Genomic DNA, 24,412 nt, shown 5'->3' with positions numbered 1-24,412 from the left:
CCTATGAGTCACTCTAAAGGTCGCCCGTTACATGCAGATGAAGCTGATGAGTTATTAAAAAATTGGCCAATTCCTGATGTTGCTCCCGATGAGCGAAGCTTTCGCAATCGCTCTACGGCTTATGGCACACCCTTAGCCGAGCTATACCGTAAAGAAATAGCAAAAGAACAAGTAGAAGAACCGGAAGAACCAGAGCTGCCTTCATTAACTATGGTAGAGCTGGAGCGTATTCGCCAAGATGCCTACGAAGAAGGCCTTAAACAAGGGCACGAACAAGGCTATATAGATGGCTTTGACAAAGGCGTAACCGAGGGTAAAGAGGCGGGTTACAAAGAAGGTGTAGAGCTGGGTAAAACACAAGGCCAAGAAGACGTTAAACCCTTAATTGATGAGCAGTTGACCAGCCTGCGTGGCTTACTAGATAGTTTAAGCGACCCGCTTAAAAAAGTGGACGAGCAAGCAGAAAAACAGCTGGTACAGCTAGCCACTATGCTCAGTGAAGCGATTATTTATCAAGAAGTAAAAACATCACCTGATATTATTTTACATACTTTGAAAAAAAGCATTGATGCACTTAATGCAGAACAAGAAAAAGTTCGAATTCATCTTCATCCAGATGACTTAACGCTGATAAAAGCCAGTTATGGTGAACAAGCTATTGAAGATAATCATTGGCAATTAATTGCAGAACCCACTCTAGAGCGGGGCGGTTGTGAAGTTAAAACAACGTTATCATCTTTAGATATGACCTTGAAAACCCGTGTCAAAGAAACGTTGGATAGCTTTTTGCATAATAGTGGTATCTAACTTTTTTATTGGCGTGTCATGTCTGTGAGCGATACTTCATTAAGCGAACGCTTATCTCAATACCAACGACATATTAAAATTCCAGCGCCTGCAGTCGCGGGAGTTTTAACGCGTGTGGTTGGTTTAACACTGGAAGCCAAAGGTTTGCGCGCTCCGGTAGGCAGCCAATGTAAAATTGAAACAATGAACGGCTTTGTTGACGCTGAAATTGTTGGATTTAACGATCAAACTTTGTATTTAATGCCTAACGACCACATTTCAGGCGTACTTCCTGGTGCGCGAGTTATCCCCCAAGTTAATGACACAGGTTTGCCTGTTGGCATGAGCTTACTTGGTCGAGTGGTAGACGGCTTAGGCAGACCTTTAGATGGCTTAGGTAAAATTAATGCAGAACATACACTCAAATTTGCTCAAAATGCAATAAACCCTCTTGCAAGACGCCCCATTAGTAAGCCTATGGATGTGGGGGTACGTGCTATTAACTCGGTGATTACTGTCGGCCAAGGCCAGCGCATGGGCTTATTTGCAGGCTCTGGTGTGGGTAAATCAGTATTATTAGGCATGATGACCCGAGGCAGTGAAGCCGATGTGATTGTAGTGGGTTTAGTCGGTGAGCGTGGTCGAGAAGTAAAAGAATTTATTGAAGAAATACTGGGTGTTGAAGGGCGTAAACGTTCAGTTGTTGTTGCAGCCCCCGCTGATGCCTCACCATTAATGCGATTAAAAGGCTGCGAAAGTGCGGTAACCATTGCAGAGTATTTTCGAGATCAAGGTTTAAACGTATTGTTATTACTCGACTCGGTGACGCGTTATGCTATGGCACAGCGTGAAATCGCCCTTGCCGTCGGTGAGCCCCCTGCAACAAAAGGTTACCCACCTTCAGTATTTGCTAAATTACCTGCGCTGGTGGAAAGAGCGGGTAATGGCGGGGAAGGGCAAGGCTCTATTACTGCCTTTTTTACCGTACTGAGTGAAGGCGATGACATGCAAGACCCGATTGCTGATGCTGCACGTGCCATACTTGACGGACATATTGTTTTATCGCGTGATTTAGCCGACAGCGGCCATTATCCTGCCATTGACATAGAAAAATCGATTTCTCGAGTTATGCCTCAAGTGGTGTCTGAATCGCACATGCAACAAGCTCGGGTGCTTAAGCAAGTGTATTCAATGTATCAACAGAACAAAGACATGATCACCTTGGGCGCTTATCAAAAAGGCAGTGATCAAATGCTCGATCAGGCAATAAACATGATGCCAAGAGTGAACGCATTTTTACAACAAGGGATGCGTGATGTGATTAGCTATGATGATGGCCTTCAAGGGCTCGCGCAATTATTAGGACAAGCATAATGGCAAAAAATAAACTGCATTTGTTGCTCAGGCTTGAAAACGAAAAAGAAGAAACGTTGCGCATGAGCTACTTGCAAGCTAATCAAAATTTGCAAGTAAATCAGCAAAAGCTGCAGGGCTTAAATGACTTTCGACTTGAATACACGCAGCAACTTCATATTAAGGGGCAGTCGGGTTTATCAAGTGCCGGATTTAGTCAGTATCATGCATTCATTGCTAAGATTGAAGAAGCGATACGTCAACAAGCAAGCACTGTTAACACTGCAAAGCAGGTGGTTAGCCAGCGTAAAACCTTGTGGTTAAAGCAACAAGTAAAAGCGAAAGCGGTTGCTAAGTTAATTGAAAAACAACAGATAAAAGCGGATATGTTGGCCGCTAAAAGTGAGCAAAAAATGCTCGATGAATTTTCCTCTAATCAGTTTTATCAAAGGCATAAAGCACTATAAGGTAGGCATGCTAATTGCTTAGATTCTACAAGAGCAATGATTTTTAGGATTGTGCGGTGGGCTGTTGCCGCTTTTATTAGGTGATTTATGGCGATAAATGATATTTCAATGTTAGCGGTATCTGAGCAAGACTCATACTTAGTTAAAAAAGACAGTGATAAAACAAAGCTAGATAGCAGTAATGATGCTGGCTTTTTTGATCAATTAGCCCTTGCTAACCAAGCTTCTGAAACACACAGTACGCAAGCTAAAGCGCCAAACAAACAATCAGCAGATGAACAATCCGATCTAAAAGAGCAAAGTAGCGAAGAAAAGCCTTTGAGCGGTGAAGATATGCTGGCGCAAATTAATGCGGCACAAGTCATCGATACCTCAGTAAAAAATAACCCCCATGGTGGTGCGCAGTTAATAGACAAAGACGCTGTTAAAATAAACGCTAAGCCTGAAAATAAGCTGGCACCTATTATTACTATGCCAAGTGATGCCGTTATGGATGATGAAATCATTCCACAAACACAAAATGTACAAGGTGCTAATTTAGCAGGAAAAGGCGAAGGTGAGCCGACACTGCTTGACACAAAAGCGCTAGCAGCTGTTAATGCGAGTCAAAAAGGCGATGTTGTTTCAAGCCAATTAGCAACAGATAAGGTGGCCGATAAGCCGACTGATACCACAACCGTAAAATCATCATTAGACTCATCAATTTTGGCGCTGTTATCAAAAGATGATAATGCCATTAAAGCAGATAAATTATTGGCAAATTTAACACCTGCTCAGCAAGGTGAATTAGCCACTGAGCTTAATGCGATGAGCAAGCCAATTAATAAAGATAACCTAGCGGATTTAAAGCAATTACTCAGTAAGTATGTGAGTGAAAGTGAGAAGCCGCAAACACCTCAGCAGACCATTAATGCACAAATAAGTACGTTAACTACCTCAGAAAAACAGGCCTTACTCAATCAGTTGCAGGGTTACGTTAAAAATGAATCTTTATCAACGAAAGAACTTACCTCGCTAAAAGGAGTAATCAGTGATTTAGAGACCGCGATTAACGCGGACAGCTTGTTTAGCGCCAAAGATAAGCCACTATTTTCAAATAATGCTTTGGCGGGAGCAATAGCGCCAAAAGCACAGGCTGGTACTGAATCAGCCAATGTAAAACCTGAGCTAAAATTAGAGAGTTCAAAATCGGTAGCTGATAACCCTGAAGAGCTTGCCAAACAGTTAGACGCATTACAAAAAGAGAGCATGCGCGGCACTAATGCTGAGCAAATGCCACCGCGTGCAGCACAAATTTTCTCTCAGATCATTAATATATTTGACAAACAGTCGCTTAGTAGTCTCGCTAAATACGATACTTTAGGGTACGAACAAGCTATTATTGAAGCGCAAAGCTTGCAAGCAGGACAGTTACAAAGTACAGCACAAGCGAAACAAGTAAGCATTGATCCTGCCACGTTACAGGCTTTAAACATTATTAAAAGTGATGCGGCTAAAATGCTACAAGAGCGGGTTAGCTCAATGTTAAGTATTAATAATAAAGAAGCTGAAATTCGCCTAGATCCGCCAGAAATGGGCAGCATGCAAATTCGTATTAGAAGTGATGCTGAGCAAGCACAAATCAACTTTGTAGTGCAAAACCAGCAAGCCAAAGAAGCGCTGGAGCAGTCGTTACCTAGGCTTAGAGAAATGCTGATGCAGCAAGGTTTAGAACTAGGTGAAAGCAGTATTTCTTACGGTGATTCCTCAGGTGAGCAAGCACAGCAACAAGAAGGTGATGCACAAGGGCAAATGGCTAATAATCGCTCTACAGATGAGACAAATAGTGAGCAACCAGATAAACAAATACAGGGTTCTGGACAACAAACGTCATCATCAATAGATTACTATGCCTAAGTCCTGCTATTATAATAGTTAAAACAAGCAAATACCTTTGCAAATAAAGGAAACACAATGGCTGAAGATACTAATTTAGAAATAGAAGAAGTAAGTAAAAGTAAAAGCAAACTCATAATAATTATTGCCGCTGTATTACTTATTGTTGGCGCTGTGGCAGGGTACTTTTTATTATCAGGTGGTGATGAGCCAGTAGAAACCCTTGCAGATGATGCTGCCAATGGTGAGGTAGCTGCTGCGCCAACAAGTTCTTCGGCAACGGTTGGCAGTGCTTTATATGTTGCGATGCCTAGACCATTTATTTTTAATGTGCCAGGGGCTAGTCGCGATAGAATTGTACAGATTAAAGTGCAATTATTAGTGCGCGGCGATGGTAATGAAGAAACGGCTAAAAAACACATTCCACTGATTGAAGGCACACTCCTGAGTGTATTTTCCATGACAACGGCTGATGAACTTAGCACCAGTGTAGGCAAAGAAACACTGCGTTTTACTGCACTTGATAAAGTACAGGCCGCTATGATGGATGTTGAAGGGAATAAAGTAATTGAGCGGGTACTATTTACCGGCTTTGTGATGCAATAAGGGGCCAGTGTGAGCGATTTATTATCCCAAGACGAAATTGATGCGCTATTACATGGTGTCGATGAAGTCGAAGAGGAAGATATACACGACGGTGAAGATGGTGAGGGAAGTACACTACAGTACGACTTTTCTTCGCAAGATCGCATCGTGCGTGGTCGCATGCCGACACTTGAAATTGTTAACGAGCGATTTGCCCGTCACATGCGAATCAGCTTATTTAACATGATGCGCCGCACCGCTGAGGTGTCAATTAACGGCGTGCAAATGATCAAGTTTGGTGAGTACATACATACCTTGTTTGTACCAACGAGTTTGAATATGGTGCGTTTTCGCCCACTAAAAGGCACCGGCCTTATTACCATGGAAGCACGCTTAGTATTTATACTGGTAGACAACTTCTTTGGTGGCGATGGCCGTTATCATGCCAAAATTGAAGGACGTGAATTTACCCCAACAGAACGCCGAATCGTGCAAATGCTGCTGAAAATAATCTTTGAAGATTACAAAGAAGCATGGGCACCGGTGATGGATGTGTCGTTCGAGTACCTCGATTCTGAGGTAAACCCTGCGATGGCTAATATTGTTAGCCCAACCGAAGTAGTGGTTATCAGCTCTTTTCATATTGAGCTGGATGGTGGCGGGGGAGACTTTCATATTGCGCTACCTTATTCAATGCTCGAACCTATCAGAGAGCTATTGGATGCGGGTGTTCAGTCTGATACTGAAGATACCGATTTACGTTGGAGTAAGGCGCTTCGTGACGAAATAATGGACGTAGAAGTCGATTTATCGACCCAGCTACTTGAAGTTGATTTAAGCTTAAAACAAATAATGGAGCTCAAAGCTGGGGATATAATTCCAGTTGAAATGCCTGAGCATATTACCGTATTTGTGGAAGAACTCCCTACATTTAGAGCTAAAATGGGTCGTTCACGCGATAACGTTGCGCTACAAATTAGTGAAAAAATTAAACGCCCTGATTCAGTTAAATCTGAGCTGCATGTCTTTACCAAAGGCGGCAAAAAAATTGATTCAGATGCAGAATTAGCAGAACTAGAAGATGATTTACACCTTTCAAACGGTGTAGACTTAGACTGGTAATTGATTAAAAGGTTAAAAGTATGAGCGATGATCAAGATACAATGGACGAATGGGCAGCAGCACTTGCTGAAGCTGAAGGCACTGACGATAGTCCTGAGGTCAAAGTAACCGAGCTTGATGAGCTTGATGATTCAAAGCATGAACTCAGCGGTGAAGAAAAACGTAAACTCGATACTATTTTAGATATTCCCGTTACTATTTCTATGGAAGTAGGGCGTTCTAAAATTAATATTCGTAATTTATTACAACTTAACCAAGGTTCGGTCGTTGAGCTTGACAGGGTTGCCGGCGAACCGCTCGATGTTTTAGTTAATGGTACTTTGATTGCGCATGGCGAAGTGGTTGTGGTGAACGATAAGTTCGGTATTCGTTTAACGGATGTAATTAGCCAGGTTGAACGGATCAAAAAGTTACGATGATAGCACTAGCCAGTTTAAGCAATTCGGTGTTTGCAGCAACAGATGCTGCAACACCGACCACAGATATCGTATCCATGGTGTTATCTTTGGGTATGGTTGTGGTGTTAATTTTAGTGTTGGCTTTTTTTGTAAAAAAGCTCAATCCAAATTTAACCAATAACGATGAGTTTAAAGTGATCCGCAGTCTTCCGTTGGGATCACGTGAGCGCTTAATGGTGGTTGAAATAGATAATGCACAGCACCTATTAGGGGTTACTCCACACAGTATTAATTATCTACACAAGTTAGAAACCCCCCTAACAGAAAAAGAGTTACCAGAATTAGCGAAGCGGTTTGGCAAAATGTTGAATCCGCAACTTAATCAAAATAAAAAGAACTAATATTATGACTAAATGGCTGCTTTTCCTATTTGCCATGGTGTTTGTCCCAGGGGTCAATGCCGAGGGGATTGACGCGCTGACGATCACTACTAATGCCGATGGCACCCAAGACTACTCAGTGACGCTACAAGTGTTGGCGATCATGACGGCTATGAGCTTTATTCCAGCCGCCATTATCATGATGACCTCTTTCACTCGAATTATTGTTGTTTTAGCTATTTTGCGCCAAGCCATTGGTTTGCAGCAAACGCCTTCGAACCAAGTATTACTAGGTATGTCGCTGTTTTTAAGTATTTTTATTATGGCGCCTATTTATGAGCAAATAAACGAACGTGCAATCGAACCGTACTTAAGTGAGCAGGTAACATCACTAGAGGCACTCGATTTAGCCAAAGAGCCAATGAAAGCCTTTATGCTTTCTCAAGTACGACTAAAAGATTTAGAAACCTTTGCAAAAATAGCTGGGTACGATCAGCTTGATTCACCTGAAGCAACGCCAATGATTGTTCTTATTCCGGCGTTTGTAACCAGTGAGCTACAAACGGCCTTTATTATTGGGTTTATGTTCTTCATTCCCTTTTTGATTGTCGATTTGGTGGTTGCATCGGTGTTGATGGCCATGGGTATGATGATGCTATCCCCCATGATTGTATCGCTACCGTTTAAGATTATGTTGTTTGTATTGGTTGATGGTTGGAGCTTGGTGATGGGTACGCTCGCTAAAAGCTTTGGTTTAGGCACATAGCAGTGCTTTATAAATTGAACCAATCACACTAGGAGTCGCCCATGGAACCTGAAGTATTTGTTGATATTTTAAGTGGAGCCCTGTTTTTAGTGATTAAGCTGGTGTCTGCTATTGTGGTCCCTGGTTTAATTATTGGTTTAGTAGTGGCAGTATTTCAGGCGGCAACCTCAATTAACGAACAAACACTGAGCTTTTTACCGCGTTTATTAATTACCATTGGTGCATTAATTGTGGGTGGACATTGGTTTACTCAAGAGCTGATGGACTTTTTTAATCGCTTAGTACTTCTTATACCCGAAATAGCAGGTTAACGATGGAGTTTCCATTTTCCGTTGTTATTCAATGGCTAAGTGATTTTTTACTGCCTTTGGTCCGCATAAGCTCAATGATCATGATCATGGCGGGTATTGGCGCCAAAAATGTACCCTCTCGAATTAAAATGGGCTTAGCTGTGGTAGTCACATTTTTAGTAGTGCCTGTTTTACCTCCTGCTACGTTTACTAATTTATTTTCTTTTGAAATGATTTTAGTGGTACTACAACAAATGCTGATTGGTGTCGCGATTGGTTTTGCATCTACACTATTGCTCAATACGTTTGTATTAGCAGGGCAAATTCTTGCTATGCAAACCGGTTTAGGTTTTGCGTCTGTTGTTGACCCCTCAAATGGAATGAGTGTGCCTGCTGTAGGGCAGTTCTACCTCATTTTAGCTACCTTGTTATTTTTTGTATTTAATGGCCACTTAATGATGATTCAAATGGTGGTGCATAGTTTTCAGGTATTGCCAATTGATGGTAATTGGTGGGCGGTTGATCATTACTGGGACATAGTGACATGGGGTGGTTGGATGTTTACCACTGCATTAGTGCTGTCATTAGCACCATTAACCGCCATGCTGGTTATTAATATGGCATTTGGTATTATGACCCGTGCTGCACCGCAGTTAAATATTTTCTCGATAGGCTTCCCGTTTACCTTAGTGGCAGGGCTCGTTATTATTTGGGCAACGCTCGGTAACTTTGTCACTCAGTTTGAGTTCCAATGGCTAAAAATGGTTGAGCTGATGTGTACTCTAATTGGTTGTTCCCCTTAGGAGAGCGTAATGGCTGAAGATTCCGGACAAGAAAAAACCGAAGAACCCACCCCAAAAAAAGTTGATGATGCTAAAAAGAAAGGCCAAATAGCGCGTTCTAAAGAGTTAGGTACCATGTTTGTGCTTATTTTTTCTGCTATTTCCTTATTAATGTATGGGCCTGAAATTGGCAAAGGCTTGTACCGCATTATGGGAAGAATGCTGAGTCTTAACCGCAATGAAACCTACGACACCACCAAAATGTTTGCCGTATGGGGAGAGGTGGCCGACGTACTGTTATTTCCTATGTCGATGTTTGTACTCATTATTGTATTGGCTGCATTTATCGGTAATACCATGCTTGGCGGCTTTAATTTTAGTTGGCAAGCAGCTGCGCCCAAAGCCAGTAAAATGTCGCCAATGAAAGGCTTTACCCGCATGTTTGGTCCACAAGCGGCTATAGAATTGCTTAAGTCATTATTAAAGTTTGGCTTGGTGGCCGCATTTGCTATTTTTTTAATTAATACGTTTTTTGATGAAATCTTACATTTAAGTATAGAAAGTGCGCCTGGCAATATTGTTCATGCTTTGGAAATTTTAGCGTGGATGTTTTTAGCCATGTCTTGCACCTTAATTATTATTGCTGCTATTGATGCGCCTTTTCAAAGTTATAGCCATAACAAACAGCTTAAAATGACTATGCAAGAGGTAAAAGACGAATATAAAAACTCAGAAGGTGATCCGCAGATTAAAGCGCGCATAAGGCAAACCCAACGTCAAATGTCGCAAAAGAGAATGATGCAGGATGTGCCAGACGCCGATGTTATTGTTACCAACCCTACTCACTATTCCGTAGCTTTAAAATACGATACAGAGCGAGCAGGCGCGCCTATTGTATTAGCCAAAGGTGTGGATGAGCTCGCCATGCAAATTCGTAAAATTGCATTGGGTAATGAAGTGCCTATTGTTGAGTCTCCAACTTTAACCCGAGCGCTTTATCATACTGCAGAAGTGGGTGAGCAAATCCCCGATCAGCTATTTACTGCGGTTGCTCAAGTGCTTGCTTATGTGTTTCAGCTTAAACGGTTTAAAAAAGGCCGTGGAAAACGCCCTGTTGCCCTTAATAAAAAGCTGCCTATCCCCGATGAATTTAAGTATTAACTGCTAACCAACTAACTTGGAATAGTTATTGCAATTTCAGCGTAGTGTCAATTTTTTGAAATTGTAGAGTTATGGAATTTAAAGCGGTATTACAACAACTTAATAAAGATAAAAAAGAATATGCGAAGGGCGTTGGTACACCGCTTTTGGTGTTGGCTGCGCTGGGTATGGTTATTTTACCACTGCCTCCATTCCTGCTTGATATATTATTTTCGTTTAATATCGCGCTTGCGTTAGTTGTATTACTGGTCACTGTATACACCATGAAACCGCTTGAGTTTGGTATGTTCCCAGCCGTGCTGTTAATTGCAACCATAATGCGCTTAGCACTCAATGTGGCCAGTACCCGGGTGGTACTGCTTGAGGGTCATAACGGTGGGGATGCTGCTGGTAAAGTCATTGAAGCATTTGGTTCAGTGGTAATCGGTGGTAACTACGCCGTGGGCTTGGTGGTGTTTTTAATTCTGATCATCATTAACTTTGTGGTAATCACCAAAGGTGCTGGTCGTATTTCAGAAGTATCAGCGCGTTTTACTCTAGATGCTATGCCAGGTAAGCAAATGGCCATAGATGCAGATATGAATGCCGGTTTTATCAGTGCCGAGCAAGCCAGAGAACGTCGTGAGGAAGTAACTCGTGAAGCTGACTTTTATGGTTCTATGGATGGTGCTAGTAAATTTGTAAAAGGCGATGCTATTGCTGGCATAGTCATTTTAGTGATCAATATTGTGGGTGGCTTATTTGTTGGCATGATCCAACATGATTTAAGTTTTTCACGCGCTATGGAAGTGTACACACTATTGACCATTGGTGATGGCTTAGTCGCGCAATTACCTTCATTACTACTTTCAATTGGTACTGCAATTGTTGTAACCCGTCAAAATGAATCGCACAACATGGGCGATCAGTTTAAGAAGCAATTAGGTAACGAAAAGTCGTTATTTATTGCCTCTGGTATCCTCATAACTATGGGCTTAGTACCCGGTATGCCGCACCTTGCATTTTTAAGCTTAGGGGCGCTTTTAGGCTACCTTGCATACTATACCCAACAAAATAAACTTAAATTAGCGGCTGCTGAAGCCGAAGAAGCTGAAAATGCAGCTTCAGGCACTGGGATTGCAGCTAAACAAGAGCAAAAAGAGCTGGGCTGGGATGATGTACAACAAGTTGATGTTATTGGCTTAGAAGTAGGTTATCGCTTAATTCCTCTGGTTGATCAGTCACAAGGTGGTGAGCTATTAAACCGCATTAAAGGGGTGCGTAAAAAACTATCTCAAGAGCTGGGCTTTTTAGTGCCGCCTGTGCATATACGCGATAATCTAGAGCTCGACCCAAATGCGTATCGCATCACCATGATGGGCGTATCAAGTGGTGAGGGAGAGCTTAAACACGGTGATGAATTGGCAATTAACCCAGGCCAAGTATTTGGTCCGCTAAAAGGCATTGAAACCAAAGACCCTGCATTTGGTTTAGATGCGGTATGGATAAAACCAGATCAAAAAGATGAAGCGCAATCTTTAGGTTATACCGTAGTTGATTCAGCAACTGTTGTAGCCACTCATATTAGCCAGTTACTGACTAATAGTGCCGCTTTATTACTCGGCCATGAAGAAGTACAAAACTTATTAGATATGTTAGGTAAGAGCCATCCTCGCTTAGTTGAAGGGCTAGTACCTGAGGTATTACCGCTAACCACTATCGTTAAAGTGCTACAAAACTTGTTAAATGAAGGGGTAGCAATACGTGATATGCGCTCAATTGTTCAAACCCTTGTTGAATATGGCCCTCGTAGCCAAGACCCTGATGTATTAACGGCTGCAGTGAGAATATCGTTGCGTAGATTAATCGTTCAAGATGCTGTTGGTATGTCTTCTGAAATCCCTGTCATAACCTTGGCGCCTGAGTTGGAACAGATGTTGCATCAGTCACTTCAAAATGCAGGTGATGAGGGTGCCGGAATAGAACCAGGACTTGCTGATAGACTTCAAACATCATTGAATGAAGCGCATCAAAATCAAGAAATGGCCGGTGAACCTTCAATATTGCTAACGTCAGGAATGTTGCGCACTGTGTTATCTCGATTTGTTAAATACACCATTCCAGGATTGAGAGTGATGTCTTATCAAGAGATACCAGATGAAAGACAGATCAAGATTGTCAGCTCTGTAGGCCAACAATAAGATTTTAAAGGGGTTTGAATTATGAAAATTAAACGTTTTTTTGCTAAAGACATGCGCACCGCACTAAAAGAAGTAAAAGAAGAGCTTGGTGTTGATGCGGTTATTATGTCAAATAAGAAACTAGCTAATGGCGTTGAAATTGTTGCTGCTGTTGATTACGACAAAGCCGCGACAAAAGCGCCAGAGCAGCCTCAAAGCCAACCAGTTGCAAGAGCTTCATTTGCGCATACTGAGAGTTCACATAATTTTGTAAAACCAGAACCTCAACGCGCTCAACCTAAGCCACAAGCAAAGGTAGCAGACAGTTTACAAGCTTTACTAGAGCGTCAGTCTCCCCGTCCTCGTTCAGCAGAGCTTGCGTCAATGTTTTCACAATCTGGAATTGACACCTCTGGTCATTACCAAGAACAAGAAGCTGTTCAATCTCGACCTAAAAATATGTTTGAACGTGAACAAAGTGCGCCAGCACGTCCTCGCACCCAAGCTGATAGCTTAGGTTTTGATGATTTAGACAGTGGCTTTGACGATTTAGACTCACCGAGTGCACCGCGCCAGCAAACGATGCAAAACGAGTCGAGTGATATAACCACCATGCGCGAAGAAATGAACGCAATTCGTCAATTACTAGAACATCAAGTATCAGGTTTAATGCAACAAGATATGGCGCGTCGTGATCCAACCCGCGCCTGCATGATTGACCGTTTAGTGGGTATGGGGATAGATAAAGACGTTGCTGAGCAGATGGCATGCTTTGTACCCGACGATGTATCTCGCCAACAAGGTTGGAAAGCCTTATTGAATATGGTTGAAGACCAAATGCAAACCACTAACAATGAAATACTTCGCCAAGGTGGTGTTTATGCATTAGTAGGCCCAACAGGGGTAGGCAAAACCACCACTGTTGCAAAATTGGCAGCATTAGGTGCGCAAAAGTACGGTGCTGATAAAGTTGCGCTTATTACGACTGATACCTACCGTATTGGTGCCTATGAGCAGCTAGCAACTTATGGTCGAATTATTGGCTGTGGCGTAAAACAAGTCAAAGATGCAAATGAATTAGCAGAAGTTTTATACCATTTACGAAATAAACGTCTAGTCTTAATTGATACAGCAGGAATGAGTCAGCGAGATTTACGTTTAACTGAGCAACTTAATACCTTAATGCGTAATCAGCGTGTGGATATACGTAGTTATTTAGTATTAAGTGCAACAGCACAAATTAATGTATTACAAGAAACAGTAAGGCACTTTAAAAAGGTACAGCTCAGTGGGTGTATTTTTACTAAGCTAGATGAGTCATTGAGTTTAGGTGAAATTATTAGTATTGCGATTCAAAACCGCCTCCCAATAGGGTATCTTACTAATGGTCAGCGAGTACCAGAAGATATTAGAGTGGCAAATGCCGAAAAACTAGTAAAAAAAGCTGAGCAATTGTATTTAAAAAGAATAAAAGCACAACAATCACGACACCAATCAGTGGCGTCGAGCACAGTAGAGATGTATGATTAACACAGTTTTAGATCAAGCAAGCGGCCTTCGCAAAATGAGCAACAATAATAATAACGGCGTAAAAGTTATCGCTGTCACCGGCGGCAAAGGTGGAGTAGGTAAAACAAACGTATCCCTTAATACGGCAATCGCGCTAGGCCAACAAGGCAAACGTGTGCTGGTTTTAGATGCTGATTTAGGGTTAGCTAATTGTGATGTTATGCTTGGACTGCGTGTAGAGCGCAATTTATCTCATGTTTTATCGGGCGAATGTGAACTTGAAGATATTTTAGTTGAAGGCCCTGCAGGTATAAAAATAGTACCTGCAACATCGGGTTCGCAAAGTATGGTTGAGTTATCTCCTTCAGAGCACGCCGGACTTATTCGTGCATTTAGCGAGCTTAACACTGATTTTGATATTTTAATTGTTGATACCGCTGCGGGTATTTCCGATATGGTGCTGAGTTTTTCTCGCGCAGCGCAAGATGTGGTTGTGGTGGTATGTGATGAGCCTACATCAATTACCGATGCTTATGCTTTAATTAAAGTACTTAGCCGTGAGCACGGCGTTTACAAATTTAAAATTGTTGCCAATATGGTGCGTAGCTTACGTGAAGGGCAAGAATTATTTGCTAAACTTTCAAAAGTAACCGACCGATTTTTAGATATATCAATGGAGCTGGTTGCAACGGTTCCTTATGATGAGAATATGCGCAAATCAACGCGTCGCCAAAAAGTGATAGTTGAAGTTTTTCCAGGGTCTCCTGCTGCGATTGCTTTTAAAACACTGGCGACAAAAATTGCTAAGTGGCCAACACCTAGTCAAGCCTCGGGTCACTTAGAGTTTTTCATTGAGAAGTTAGTTAGTAACTAACAATGACAATACCGGTGAATAGAGCTATGGGATATCAGTCAACACAGAATTTAAATATGATTGTTGAAAAGCATGCCTCATTAGTCAAAAAAGTGGCGTGCCATTTAATTGCTCGTTTACCGGCCAGTGTGCAACTAGATGATTTGATCCAATCAGGTATGATTGGCTTAATAGAAGCTTCTAAAAACTTTGACGCAAGCAAGGGCGCAAGTTTTGAAACCTTTGCGGGTATTCGCATTCGTGGTGCAATGATAGATGAAATGCGCCGAGGTGATTGGGTTCCACGTTCAGTTCACAGAAAAAGTCGCTTGGTAGCAGAGACAATAGTTGCCCTTGAAAGCAGTTTAAACCGTGAACCCAAAGATATTGAAGTTGCTGAAAAACTTGAAATTTCGTTAAATGAGTACCATCATATTTTAAACGATGTCAATGTAAGTAAAGTTTTAGGTATTGAAGACCTTGGTATTGACGATGATGTGATTACACCTCATGGTCAAGATTTAGCACTAGACAAACCTTTCAATAATGTTAAAAATGAACGGTTTAATGAGTCTTTACTCAGTGCGATAAAGTCGTTACCGGAAAAAGATGCAATGGTGCTTTCTTTGTACTATAACGATGAAATGAATTTAAAAGAAATTGGGCATATACTCGATGTTAGTGAGTCGCGTGTAAGTCAGATACATGGTCAGGCGATGATTAAGCTTAAAGCAAAGATCAATGACTGGATAAACTAGAAGTAAGTAAATAAAGGTTCAGGCCTCACTGGAGGATGTTTTGGATAAAAACATTAAAATTCTTGTTGTTGATGATTTTTCGACGATGAGACGTATTATTAAAAACCTGTTGCGCGATTTAGGTTTTACCAATGTTCAAGAAGCAGATGACGGGTCAACTGCTTTACCTATGTTGCAAAATCAAGTGTTTGATTTTGTGGTAACAGATTGGAATATGCCAGGCATGCAAGGTATTGATCTTTTAAGGGCAATTCGAGCTGATGAAAAATTAAAGCATATCCCTGTTTTAATGGTTACAGCAGAAGCTAAAAAAGAACAAATAATTGCTGCGGCCCAAGCAGGTGTTAATGGTTATATTGTTAAACCATTTACTGCAGGTACATTGAAGACTAAATTAGAAAAAGTGTTCGAACGCTTAGGTTAATGAGAGGGAGAGGCTTATGTCAGCACCTGCTGCGCCTCAGATTACTTTAGAACAAGCTCGCCAATTAGTGGCTTTTTTAGAAAATGGTGAGCAAGATAAAGCGAATCAGTTAATTTTAGAAACAGCTTCACAAGAGCAATCACAGTTATTTGCTGAGGTGGGTAAGTTAACGCGTCAACTGCACGAAGCTTTAAAAAGCTTTGAATTAGATACGCGATTAACAGACATTACCACTGATGCCATCCCTGATGCTAAAAAACGCCTCAACTATGTTATGGAAATGACAGAAAACGCAGCCAACAAAACGATGGATGCGGTTGAAGCAAGCTTACCTTTAGCGCAAGAAATTGCTGACGAAATAGCTGATATCAAGCCAACATGGGATCGGTTAATGAACCGTGAAATTGAGCTTGGTGAGTTTAAGTCACTTTGCCATAGCATTGATAAGTTTATGAACAGCTCTCATCATAAAACGGATGAGTTACAAATGTTGATGACCAATGTATTGATGGCTCAAGACTATCAAGATTTAACTGGTCAGGTTATTCGTCGTGTTATTGAACTTGTGCGTGAAGTTGAAGAGAGCTTAATCCACTTGTTAACTGCATTTGCGGCGCAAGGTGAGGTTGAGCAAGTACAACCAACTGAACAACCAGAAGAAACAGAAGATTCCATTGTTGCACAAACACTAGCAGGTCCAGAAGGGCCTATTATTGATAAAGAATCGCGTAATGATGTTGTATCTGATCAAGATGAAGTTGATGATCTATTATCAAGTTTGGGCTTCTAATAGGAGAGTACTGCATGAGCTTTGAAGTCGATGAAGATATTTTACAAGACTTTTTAGTAGAGGCCGGAGAAATCCTTGAGCTTTTATCTGAACAGTTAGTAGAACTGGAAAACAACCCAGATGATACTGAACTACTAAACGCAATATTCCGTGGCTTCCATACCGTTAAGGGAGGTGCCGGATTTTTGGCAATGACAGAGCTTGTTGATGCATGTCATGGTGCTGAAAACGTGTTTGATTTATTGCGCCAAGGTGTAAGAACAGTTAACTCTGAATTAATGGATGTGATTTTACAAGCACTTGATACCATTAATGAAATGTTTGCCACAATTAAAAATCGTGACCAGCCAGAGCCTGCAGATCCAGAGTTACTTGCAGTACTTCACAAGCTTGGACAACCACCAACGGCTGAAGAACTCGCCGGCGATTCTGTGGTTGAAGACACAGCCCCTGTTGAAACTCCATCGGTAGAGCCTGAACCTATAGCTGAGCAGCCAAGCAATGATGCGGAAGAAGATCCGTTTGCTTTTGATGAATTATTTAGCGGCCCAGATAGCAGTAGCTCAGACTCTCAGATTGATGAAATAACTGAAGATGAATTCGAAAGCTTACTTGATGAGTTACATGGTAAAGGTCAAGCTCCACAAGAAGAACAGTCCTCATCAAGTGATAATGATGTCAGTGGCGATATAACTGACGATGAATTTGATAGCTTATTAGATGAGCTTCATGGTGTTGGTAGTTTTGGCGAAGTGAGCCAAGCAACCGCAAGTACACCACAACAAACACCATCAGCTCCTGTGGCTCCACCAAGTAACGAGCAAAGCTCGGGCGATGATGAAATAAGTGACGATGAATTTGAAGCTTTGCTAGATGAATTACATGGCAAAGGCGCACCTAAATCGTTAGAAACATCGGCTCCAGAAAGTAAACCTGAGCCAGTAGCCGCAAACAAGCCTGCGCCTGCTGCGCCAAAACCTGAGCCTAAACCGGTACCAAAAGCAGAGCCTGCAAAGCCGGCACCTTCTCCACAGCCAGCTAAGGCAGCGCCGGCTAAAAAAGCAGCGCCTCCACCGGCAGAAACAACTGTACGTGTTGATACCAAACGCCTAGACCAAATAATGAACATGGTGGGCGAGTTAGTACTTGTGCGAAATCGCTTAGTGAGTTTGGCGACTAACTCTGATAGCGAGGCTATGGGTAAAGCTATTTCCAACTTAGATGTTGTTACTGCTGATATCCAAGGTGCAGTAATGCAAACACGAATGCAGCCGATTAAAAAAGTATTTGGCCGTTTTCCTCGTGTTGTTCGTGACTTAGCACGAACACTTAAAAAAGATATTAATTTATTACTAGTCGGTGAAGACACCGATTTAGATAAAAATTTAGTGGAAGCATTGGCCGATCCATTGGTGCATTTGGTTCGCAACTCGGTCGACCATGGTATTGAAATGCCCGATATTCGTGAAGCATCGGGTAAACCTAGAACAGGTACGGTGACTTTATCAGCTTCGCAACAGGGTGATCATATTCTACTTACCATCCAAGATGATGGTGCCGGTATGGATGCTGAAAAGCTTAAAAAGATTGCGATTAGTAAAGGGGTGCTTGATCACGACCAAGCGAGTCGTCTTTCTGATACTGAAGCTTATAACCTTATTTTTGCACCTGGGTTTTCAACCAAAGAAGAAATCTCAGATATTTCTGGCCGTGGTGTTGGTATGGATGTGGTTAAAACAAAAATCACTCAGCTCAATGGCTCGGTTAACATAAAATCAGAAATGGGCGTAGGGACTACTTTAGAAATCAAAGTTCCACTAACACTTGCGATATTGCCTACCTTAATGGTGGTGGTGGGAGAGCAAACCTTTGCCTTGCCGCTAGCGGGTGTAAGTGAAATATTCCACTTAGATTTAACAAAAACTAATGTGGTTGATGGCCAGCTAACGATTATTGTTCGTAAAAAGTCGATTCCATTATTCTACCTTGAACATTGGCTTATAAAAGGCGCTGATAGAGGTCAGCGAAAAGCACAAGGGCATGTCGTTATTGTGCAAATAGGGACTCAAAAAGTAGGGTTCGTTGTTGATTCACTAATAGGTCAAGAAGAAGTGGTGATCAAGCCTCTAGATGCATTATTGCAAGGTACGCCGGGTATGGCGGGTGCGACTATTACCTCTGATGGTGGAATTGCACTGATATTAGATGTACCGAGTATGCTAAAGCATTACGCTGGATAATAAAAAGTAGGTATAAACTTTATGCCTACCCATTCATTGAATAAGAGAGCGAAATGGCTGTTAAAGTTTTAGTAGTTGATGATTCAAGCTTTTTTCGCCGCAGAGTGAGTGAAATTCTTGAACAAGACAGCGGCATTGAGGTAATAGGCTTTGCTGTAAATGGCCGAGAGGCCGTCGAAAAAACAGCTCAGTTACGTCCTGATGTTATCACCATGGATGTTGAAATGCCGGTGCTGGATGGTATTAGTGCTGTGAAAGAGATCATGGCGAGTAATCCAACACCTATTTTAATGTTTTCATCGTTAACACGAGCAGGGGCATCTGCCACTTTGGATGCGCTTGATGCTGGGGCGATGGACTTTTTACCTAAAAAGTTTGAAGATATTGCTCGCAATAACGATGATGCAATTAAGTTATTGCAAAATAAGGTTAAGGAAATAGGCCGCCAGCGTATTGGAAGAATTACGAGAACGGCCCCATCTCCAAGTATTAGTAAACCAGCGTCAAACAGCTCTGAGCGCTTTTCTAACCTTGCTAAAAAGCCGATAGTTCAACCTGATCGTAGCTTTAATAATGCGAGTCCTGCATCTACTAGCAGCAGTGCCTCAGCGCGTGCCAGTGGTAAGCAGTATCAGTTAGTTGCTATTGGTACATCCACAGGTGGGCCGGTTGCACTGCAAACTATTTTGACGCAATTACCTGCTAATTTTCCACACCCTATTTTACTCATACAGCATATGCCTGCTGCATTTACCCCGGCTTTTGCTACTCGCTTAGATGGCTTGTGTAAGATTAAGGTAAAAGAAGCGCAGCAAGGCGATAGATTGCAACCTGGGTGCGCTTATTTAGCGCCAGGTGGCCAGCAAATGATGGTAGAAGGACGTGGCTCTAATAGAACCCTTCGTGTGTTTGAAGATAAAAATGAACGAGTAAACTATAAACCAAGTGTTGATATTACCTTTGCCAGTGCGGCCAAAGCGTATCAAGGTGATGTGCTTGCCATTATTTTGACAGGCATGGGTGCAGATGGTCGTGATGGTGCTCGCATGCTTAAGCAAACTGGCGCTACAATTTGGGCTCAGGATGAAAAAAGCTGTGTTGTCTATGGTATGCCTCAGGCTATAGCCAGTGCAGGTTTAGCGAGCGAAAGCATTAGCCTTCATGATGTGGCTGCACGTTTAAAAAGAGAGGCTGGCTGTGGATAAGCTTTCTGTTTTAGGATTACTGGTTGCATTAGGTGCTATTGCAATCGGTTATTCTTTAGAGGGAGGTGTGGTATCTGCGCTGTTTAATGGGCCTGCACTAATTATTGTATTAGGCGGTACATTAGGTGCGGTGATGCTACAAACATCAGCCAATACATTTAAAAAAATGCTTGGTATTACTCATTGGGTTTTTGTTACCGACGACCATGATATTGAAGATGCTATTGAGCAAGTAAAACGCTGGTCGCATAAAGCCCGTCAAGAAGGGTATTTAGCATTAGAAAACGAAGCACTTGCGCATTCAGATCCCTATGCCGCCAAAGGACTGAGTTTATTAGTTGATGGCTGTTCAGAGCAAAAACTACGCGATACCCTCGAGATTGACTTATTACTTGAGCGAGAACGATTACTTGAGGCTAGCCGGGTATATGAAGCAATGGGTGGGTATAGCCCAACTATTGGTATTTTAGGTGCGGTACTTGGGCTTATTCAAGCCATGTCATTTATTAACGATCCTGAGCAGTTAGGAACGGGTATTGCCACCGCGTTCATTGCAACTATATATGGTGTTGGTTTGGCTAATTTATTATTTTTACCTATGGCCAATAAGCTAAAGCAACGGGTTGAACAAAAGATGCTTTATCACGAAATGTTAGCGGAAGGTGTAATTGCTATTAGCCAAGGTGAGAGCCCTATTAATATTGAACTAAAGCTTGAAGCCTACCGCGTTGAACGTCCAATTTTACAGGCCCATTAGCGCCTATGTTACGCCGTCGCTTACGTCATCACCAATTAAAGAGCCAACATACTGAGCGTTGGTTAGTTTCTTATGCGGATTATATGACCATAATGTTTGCATTTTTTGTTGTATTGTATGCAATTGCGATAAACAAAGAAGACAACATCAAGGTTTTATCTGATTCTCTTGAGCATGTTTTTGATAAGTCTGCAAAACAATATTCTAAGCAGGGTAACGGGGTAAATGGTGATGCTTTATTGCTTGAAAGGGTTACCCCTGAGGCTGAAATTCTCTATGGCGAAAGTATTCAAGAGCTAGAGCAAGGCCCAATGTTACTCGATGGTCAAAGTGACAATAGCAATATTAGTCAACGCCACTTAGGTAAGCCGCTGGATAGTTTATTGGCTAAATTACAATCGTCGCTGATTGATGAGATACGCAGTGGCGAGGCTAGCTTAGAACTAAGCCAAGACTGGTTGGTTATTGAGCTCAATTCCGGATTGTTGTTTGCCAGTGGTAGTGCTGTTGCACATAACAAGGCCAAAGAGATTGTAAAAAAAATTGAAGCAATCATTGCATCAGTCGATAACTATATAAGAGTACGCGGGTATACAGATAACGAAACCATACGAAATGAAATATTTCGTTCTAATTGGGAGTTATCAGTGGCGCGTGCAACCTCAATATTAGTTGAGCTAGAGCGTTTGGGCATTGAATCCGCGCGTATGGCCATTGAGGGGTATGGTCAATACTCGCCCTTTGCCGATAATGATACCGAAGCTGGGCGTGCTGAAAACCGTAAAGTCGTGATTGCACTTTCTAAATATGGTTTAGCACCAAAGCCCTCTGATGAACAAACGAAATCATCAATTTCAGTATCAGAGCAAAGTCAGCCAGAAATTGAGCTACCTGCCCAAGACGATACAATAAAAATAATCCGTTTACCGCATGGTGGCATCCGTGTTACAACGCGCAACGAACAGTAATTAGGATGTAATGTGAAAGTTTGGACAGTAGCCAATCAAAAAGGGGGAGTAGGCAAAACCACTACAGCGGTTAGCCTTGCAGGGATCCTTGCGCTTCAAGGCAAGCGCGTGTTATTGATTGATACAGATCCTCATGCTTCACTAACCTATTACTTTGGTATTGATTCAGAAGATTTAGAGGTCAGTGTTTACGATATTTTTACTCGAGGCTCGAGTATGAAAAGCGAAGAAATATTGCAAGCATTATGCCCCTCAACAATTGAAAACCTTGATATTTTACCTGCAACTATGGCGATCGCGACACTTGACCGTAGCATGGGTAATAAAACGGGAATGGGCCTGATTTTAAAAAAAACACTGGCTAAAATTAGCGAGTATTACGATTACGCAATTTTAGATTGCCCACCTGTTTTAGGTGTGCTGATGGTCAATGCGCTTGCCGCCTGTGAAAGAGTGTTAGTGCCGGTGCAAACTGAGTTCTTGGCGCTTAAAGGGCTCGATAGAATGATGCGTACTATGGAGTTAATGCAAACCTCTCAAGCGAAAAGCTATGAATATACTATAATTCCAACTATGTATGATAAACGAACCAAAGCATCGCTTGAGGCCTATAAAACATTACAAGAAACGTATAAAGAAAAAGTATGGCCAGGCGTTATTCCTGTTGATACTAAATTTAGAGATGCAAGTTTAGCGCAAAAAGTACCGGTAGATTTTTGCCCAAATGCGCGTGGAGTCTATGCTTATAAAGCATTACTTAAATATTTAATAAAACAAGGTTAATAAATGAGTAAGCAATTATTTGCTAATGAAAAAGTAGTCACTCAGTACTTAGGGGCGTTATTATCTGATGACGAACCAACAAAAGACCTTGAGCCTGTTGCTAAACTGCTTGAGCAGGTAACGTATGAAGAGCAAAAAGAACAACCAGTAATAGTTGAGCCTGTTGTTGAAGTTGAAAAGCTTAATAAGCAAGTATCGAATGTAGAAATTGACACCCACCAAGAGCAACACGTCGTGCCTGAGCAAGAGGTGGTTGTAGGTGGTGAAGCTGACTACTTTGATGGTGAGTTTCAAGCGCTGTTTTTTGAAGTGGCAGGGCTTACTTTAGCGGTGCCGCTAAAAGCCTTAGGTGGCATTCATGAGCTTGGAGAAGTAAATCATTTATTTGGCAAGCCTAAGTGGTTTAAAGGGGTTATGATAAACCGAGAAGAAAAGCTCAATGTTGTTGATACCGCTCGCTGGGTTATGCCTGAAAAGTACGATGAGCAGTTAGAGGCATCTTTAAATTATCAATATCTCATCACTTTAGGTGATAGCCAATGGGGTTTATTAGCAGAAAAACTAATAAATAACATTACATTGAGTAAAGAAGATGTAAAATGGCGTACAAATAACAGTAAGCGCCCATGGCTTGCTGGAGTAATTAAAGAAAAAATGTGTGCTTTAATAGATGTTAATAATTTAAACGCACTATTAGAGAAAGGCTTAGATAGCCGTCACAAGTAATGACCATTACGAGGTAAGAGCATGAGTGAAGATAAATTACTGTCAGCTAAGAAAAATGCAGATAATAATGATGAGATTTTGCAGTGGGTTACGTTCAAGCTAGAAGATGAAACTTATGGCGTAAATGTAATGCAAGTGCAAGAAATACTGCGTTACACCGAGATTGCTCCTGTACCAGGTGCACCTTCGTATGTGATTGGTATTATTAACTTACGTGGTAATGTTGTTACCGTTATTGATACTCGCTCTCGTTTTGGTTTACCTGATATTGAAGCGACGGATAATTCACGTATTTTAATTATTGAAGCAGAAGAGCAAGTGATTGGCATTCTAGCCGATAGCGTTTCTGAGGTTGTTTACCTACGTAGCTCTGAAATTGACAGTGCGCCAAATGTAGGTACAGAGGAAAGTGCTAAATTTATTCAAGGTGTATGTAACCGCGACAATGAGTTACTTATTCTGGTTGATTTAAATAAACTACTTAGTGATGACGAATGGGATGAGTTAAGCGATATATAAGCTTCTCTACATAAAACTATGTTATTACTTGGTATTGCTATTGCGGGTTTAGTTTTTGGACTATTCTCGCTGCTTTTAATTGTGATGTTTAAAAAGCGCTATGCGAGTGAGCTTGGCGCGCAATTACAACAGTTTAAAGATTCATCAGAGCAGATTAATATTTTACGTAGCGAAGTGTCAGAGTTGCGAACCGGTTTACTGAGTATTGGTAAGCGTGTGCTTGAGGTAGAACAACAAAACCAAGAGCTGATACAGCAACAAGCAGCTCAAAAATACGATGACCCCGATGCTAAAATATACTCTCGTGCGGTAAAAATGGTTGAGTTAGGTGCTGATTTAGATGAGGTTATTCGCGAATGTGAATTACCCCGCGCCGAGGCTGAACTGTTGTTTTCATTACACAAACAAAAAGGCGCTTAGCGCCTTTTTTGCTTTTATAACACTGCGTTATGCTTTTATATTTAGCTTTCCCTGAAAGTCTTGCCAACCAGGCGGAAACTTTCCTCTAACCACGTATGAAAACGCAATGAGCTCAGCAATAACAAAGTACAACTCTTTGGGGATCTCTTCTGAGAGGTCTAGTTTCGATAGTGTATTTGCAAGTGCTTCATCTTGATGGATTAAAATTCCTTTTTCTTTGGCTAGGGCAATAATTTCATCCGCCAGTTCACCAAACCCTTTAGCACTTACAATGGGTGAATGTCCCGCCTCGTAGAGTAGTCCAATTGCTGAATTGCTTTTTGATGACTCAGTCAT

General features: G+C 41.7%; 27 protein-coding genes. 26 read left to right on the top strand and 1 reads right to left on the bottom strand.

The genetic code is table 11. The features are described from left to right. The first annotated feature begins 3 nt into the window (after positions 1 to 3). The 26 genes from fliH (at position 4) to ACTRWE_RS11475 (ending at position 24,076) form a co-directional block, all read left to right on the top strand. Positions 4 to 807 carry a flagellar assembly protein FliH gene (gene fliH, locus ACTRWE_RS11600; RefSeq protein WP_024602024.1) on the top strand — a complete coding sequence of 268 codons (804 nt, stop codon included), beginning with the start codon at positions 4 to 6 and terminating at the stop codon, positions 805 to 807. Positions 808 to 825: 18 nt separating this feature from the next. Then, positions 826 to 2,160 carry a flagellar protein export ATPase FliI gene (gene fliI, locus ACTRWE_RS11595; RefSeq protein WP_008112184.1) on the top strand — a complete coding sequence of 445 codons (1,335 nt, stop codon included), beginning with the start codon at positions 826 to 828 and terminating at the stop codon, positions 2,158 to 2,160. Next, positions 2,160 to 2,606: a flagellar export protein FliJ gene (fliJ, locus tag ACTRWE_RS11590; protein ID WP_008112186.1), complete on the top strand. Its 447-nt coding sequence runs from the start codon at positions 2,160 to 2,162 to the stop codon at positions 2,604 to 2,606. Before fliI ends, fliJ begins: the two co-directional genes overlap by 1 nt. A gap of 87 nt (positions 2,607 to 2,693) precedes the next feature. Next, positions 2,694 to 4,502 carry a flagellar hook-length control protein FliK gene (locus ACTRWE_RS11585; RefSeq protein WP_290169733.1) on the top strand — a complete coding sequence of 603 codons (1,809 nt, stop codon included), beginning with the start codon at positions 2,694 to 2,696 and terminating at the stop codon, positions 4,500 to 4,502. Positions 4,503 to 4,559: 57 nt separating this feature from the next. Beyond that, the gene (gene fliL, locus ACTRWE_RS11580; RefSeq protein ID WP_013465555.1) at positions 4,560 to 5,087 is read left to right on the top strand and encodes a flagellar basal body-associated protein FliL; all 528 of its coding nucleotides are present in this window, start codon (positions 4,560 to 4,562) and stop codon (positions 5,085 to 5,087) included. Between the two features lie 9 nt (positions 5,088 to 5,096). Then, on the top strand, positions 5,097 to 6,188 hold the full coding sequence (gene fliM, locus ACTRWE_RS11575) for a flagellar motor switch protein FliM (protein WP_010387912.1): 1,092 nt from the start codon (positions 5,097 to 5,099) through the stop codon (positions 6,186 to 6,188). Between the two features lie 20 nt (positions 6,189 to 6,208). After that, positions 6,209 to 6,607, top strand: a complete 399-nt coding sequence (gene fliN / locus ACTRWE_RS11570) for a flagellar motor switch protein FliN (RefSeq protein ID WP_013465554.1) — start codon at positions 6,209 to 6,211, stop codon at positions 6,605 to 6,607. Then, complete coding sequence (gene fliO / locus ACTRWE_RS11565; RefSeq protein WP_024602027.1) at positions 6,604 to 6,987, top strand: flagellar biosynthetic protein FliO; 384 nt, start codon at positions 6,604 to 6,606, stop codon at positions 6,985 to 6,987. The genes fliN and fliO overlap by 4 nt, the downstream gene beginning before the upstream one ends. Positions 6,988 to 6,991: 4 nt before the next feature. Next, the gene (gene fliP / locus ACTRWE_RS11560; RefSeq protein ID WP_462880042.1) at positions 6,992 to 7,732 is read left to right on the top strand and encodes a flagellar type III secretion system pore protein FliP; all 741 of its coding nucleotides are present in this window, start codon (positions 6,992 to 6,994) and stop codon (positions 7,730 to 7,732) included. A gap of 41 nt (positions 7,733 to 7,773) precedes the next feature. After that, positions 7,774 to 8,043, top strand: coding sequence for a flagellar biosynthetic protein FliQ (locus ACTRWE_RS11555; protein WP_008112198.1), 270 nt, complete (start codon positions 7,774 to 7,776; stop codon positions 8,041 to 8,043). Between the two features lie 2 nt (positions 8,044 to 8,045). After that, positions 8,046 to 8,825 (top strand): flagellar biosynthetic protein FliR, encoded by a 780-nt coding sequence (gene fliR / locus ACTRWE_RS11550; protein WP_008112199.1) that lies wholly within the window; start codon positions 8,046 to 8,048, stop codon positions 8,823 to 8,825. 9 nt (positions 8,826 to 8,834) lie between these two features. After that, positions 8,835 to 9,965: a flagellar biosynthesis protein FlhB gene (gene flhB / locus ACTRWE_RS11545; RefSeq protein ID WP_008112201.1), complete on the top strand. Its 1,131-nt coding sequence runs from the start codon at positions 8,835 to 8,837 to the stop codon at positions 9,963 to 9,965. Between the two features lie 71 nt (positions 9,966 to 10,036). Next, positions 10,037 to 12,145 (top strand): flagellar biosynthesis protein FlhA, encoded by a 2,109-nt coding sequence (gene flhA, locus ACTRWE_RS11540; RefSeq protein ID WP_008112204.1) that lies wholly within the window; start codon positions 10,037 to 10,039, stop codon positions 12,143 to 12,145. A gap of 21 nt (positions 12,146 to 12,166) precedes the next feature. After that, positions 12,167 to 13,654 carry a flagellar biosynthesis protein FlhF gene (gene flhF, locus ACTRWE_RS11535; protein ID WP_008465389.1) on the top strand — a complete coding sequence of 496 codons (1,488 nt, stop codon included), beginning with the start codon at positions 12,167 to 12,169 and terminating at the stop codon, positions 13,652 to 13,654. After that, positions 13,647 to 14,507 (top strand): MinD/ParA family ATP-binding protein, encoded by an 861-nt coding sequence (locus ACTRWE_RS11530; protein ID WP_008465391.1) that lies wholly within the window; start codon positions 13,647 to 13,649, stop codon positions 14,505 to 14,507. The genes flhF and ACTRWE_RS11530 overlap by 8 nt, the downstream gene beginning before the upstream one ends. Positions 14,508 to 14,533: 26 nt before the next feature. Next, on the top strand, positions 14,534 to 15,244 hold the full coding sequence (locus tag ACTRWE_RS11525; RefSeq protein ID WP_036933071.1) for an RNA polymerase sigma factor FliA: 711 nt from the start codon (positions 14,534 to 14,536) through the stop codon (positions 15,242 to 15,244). Between the two features lie 40 nt (positions 15,245 to 15,284). After that, on the top strand, positions 15,285 to 15,668 hold the full coding sequence (gene cheY / locus ACTRWE_RS11520) for a chemotaxis response regulator CheY (RefSeq protein ID WP_008465395.1): 384 nt from the start codon (positions 15,285 to 15,287) through the stop codon (positions 15,666 to 15,668). Positions 15,669 to 15,684: 16 nt separating this feature from the next. Beyond that, positions 15,685 to 16,458 (top strand): protein phosphatase CheZ, encoded by a 774-nt coding sequence (locus tag ACTRWE_RS11515; protein ID WP_008465396.1) that lies wholly within the window; start codon positions 15,685 to 15,687, stop codon positions 16,456 to 16,458. A 14-nt stretch (positions 16,459 to 16,472) separates the two neighbouring features. Then, positions 16,473 to 18,698 carry a chemotaxis protein CheA gene (locus tag ACTRWE_RS11510; protein WP_462880041.1) on the top strand — a complete coding sequence of 742 codons (2,226 nt, stop codon included), beginning with the start codon at positions 16,473 to 16,475 and terminating at the stop codon, positions 18,696 to 18,698. Between the two features lie 53 nt (positions 18,699 to 18,751). Then, a complete protein-coding gene (locus ACTRWE_RS11505; RefSeq protein ID WP_010387935.1) occupies positions 18,752 to 19,903 on the top strand; it encodes a protein-glutamate methylesterase/protein-glutamine glutaminase in 1,152 nt (383 codons plus the stop codon). Beyond that, positions 19,896 to 20,660 (top strand): flagellar motor protein, encoded by a 765-nt coding sequence (locus ACTRWE_RS11500; RefSeq protein WP_462880040.1) that lies wholly within the window; start codon positions 19,896 to 19,898, stop codon positions 20,658 to 20,660. The genes ACTRWE_RS11505 and ACTRWE_RS11500 overlap by 8 nt, the downstream gene beginning before the upstream one ends. 5 nt (positions 20,661 to 20,665) lie before the next feature. Next, positions 20,666 to 21,628: a flagellar motor protein MotB gene (locus ACTRWE_RS11495; protein WP_462880039.1), complete on the top strand. Its 963-nt coding sequence runs from the start codon at positions 20,666 to 20,668 to the stop codon at positions 21,626 to 21,628. Between the two features lie 12 nt (positions 21,629 to 21,640). Next, on the top strand, positions 21,641 to 22,411 hold the full coding sequence (locus ACTRWE_RS11490) for a ParA family protein (RefSeq protein ID WP_008112222.1): 771 nt from the start codon (positions 21,641 to 21,643) through the stop codon (positions 22,409 to 22,411). 3 nt (positions 22,412 to 22,414) lie between these two features. Then, entirely contained in the window at positions 22,415 to 23,137 is a 723-nt protein-coding gene (locus ACTRWE_RS11485; RefSeq protein ID WP_008112224.1) for a chemotaxis protein CheW, read from the top strand. Between the two features lie 21 nt (positions 23,138 to 23,158). Next, a complete protein-coding gene (locus ACTRWE_RS11480; RefSeq protein ID WP_008112225.1) occupies positions 23,159 to 23,656 on the top strand; it encodes a chemotaxis protein CheW in 498 nt (165 codons plus the stop codon). Between the two features lie 18 nt (positions 23,657 to 23,674). Beyond that, a complete protein-coding gene (locus tag ACTRWE_RS11475; RefSeq protein WP_008112228.1) occupies positions 23,675 to 24,076 on the top strand; it encodes a DUF2802 domain-containing protein in 402 nt (133 codons plus the stop codon). Positions 24,077 to 24,103: 27 nt separating this feature from the next. Here the strand turns inward: ACTRWE_RS11475 and ACTRWE_RS11470 are convergent, their stop codons facing one another. Next, positions 24,104 to 24,412 carry an EscU/YscU/HrcU family type III secretion system export apparatus switch protein gene (locus tag ACTRWE_RS11470; protein WP_008112230.1) on the bottom strand — a complete coding sequence of 103 codons (309 nt, stop codon included), beginning with the start codon at positions 24,410 to 24,412 and terminating at the stop codon, positions 24,104 to 24,106.

This window comes from Pseudoalteromonas sp. G5_S1_54_S4 (genome assembly GCF_054968565.1).
Note: the sequence above shows the minus strand (reverse complement) of the source record. Positions and strands in the feature narration are given on the sequence as shown.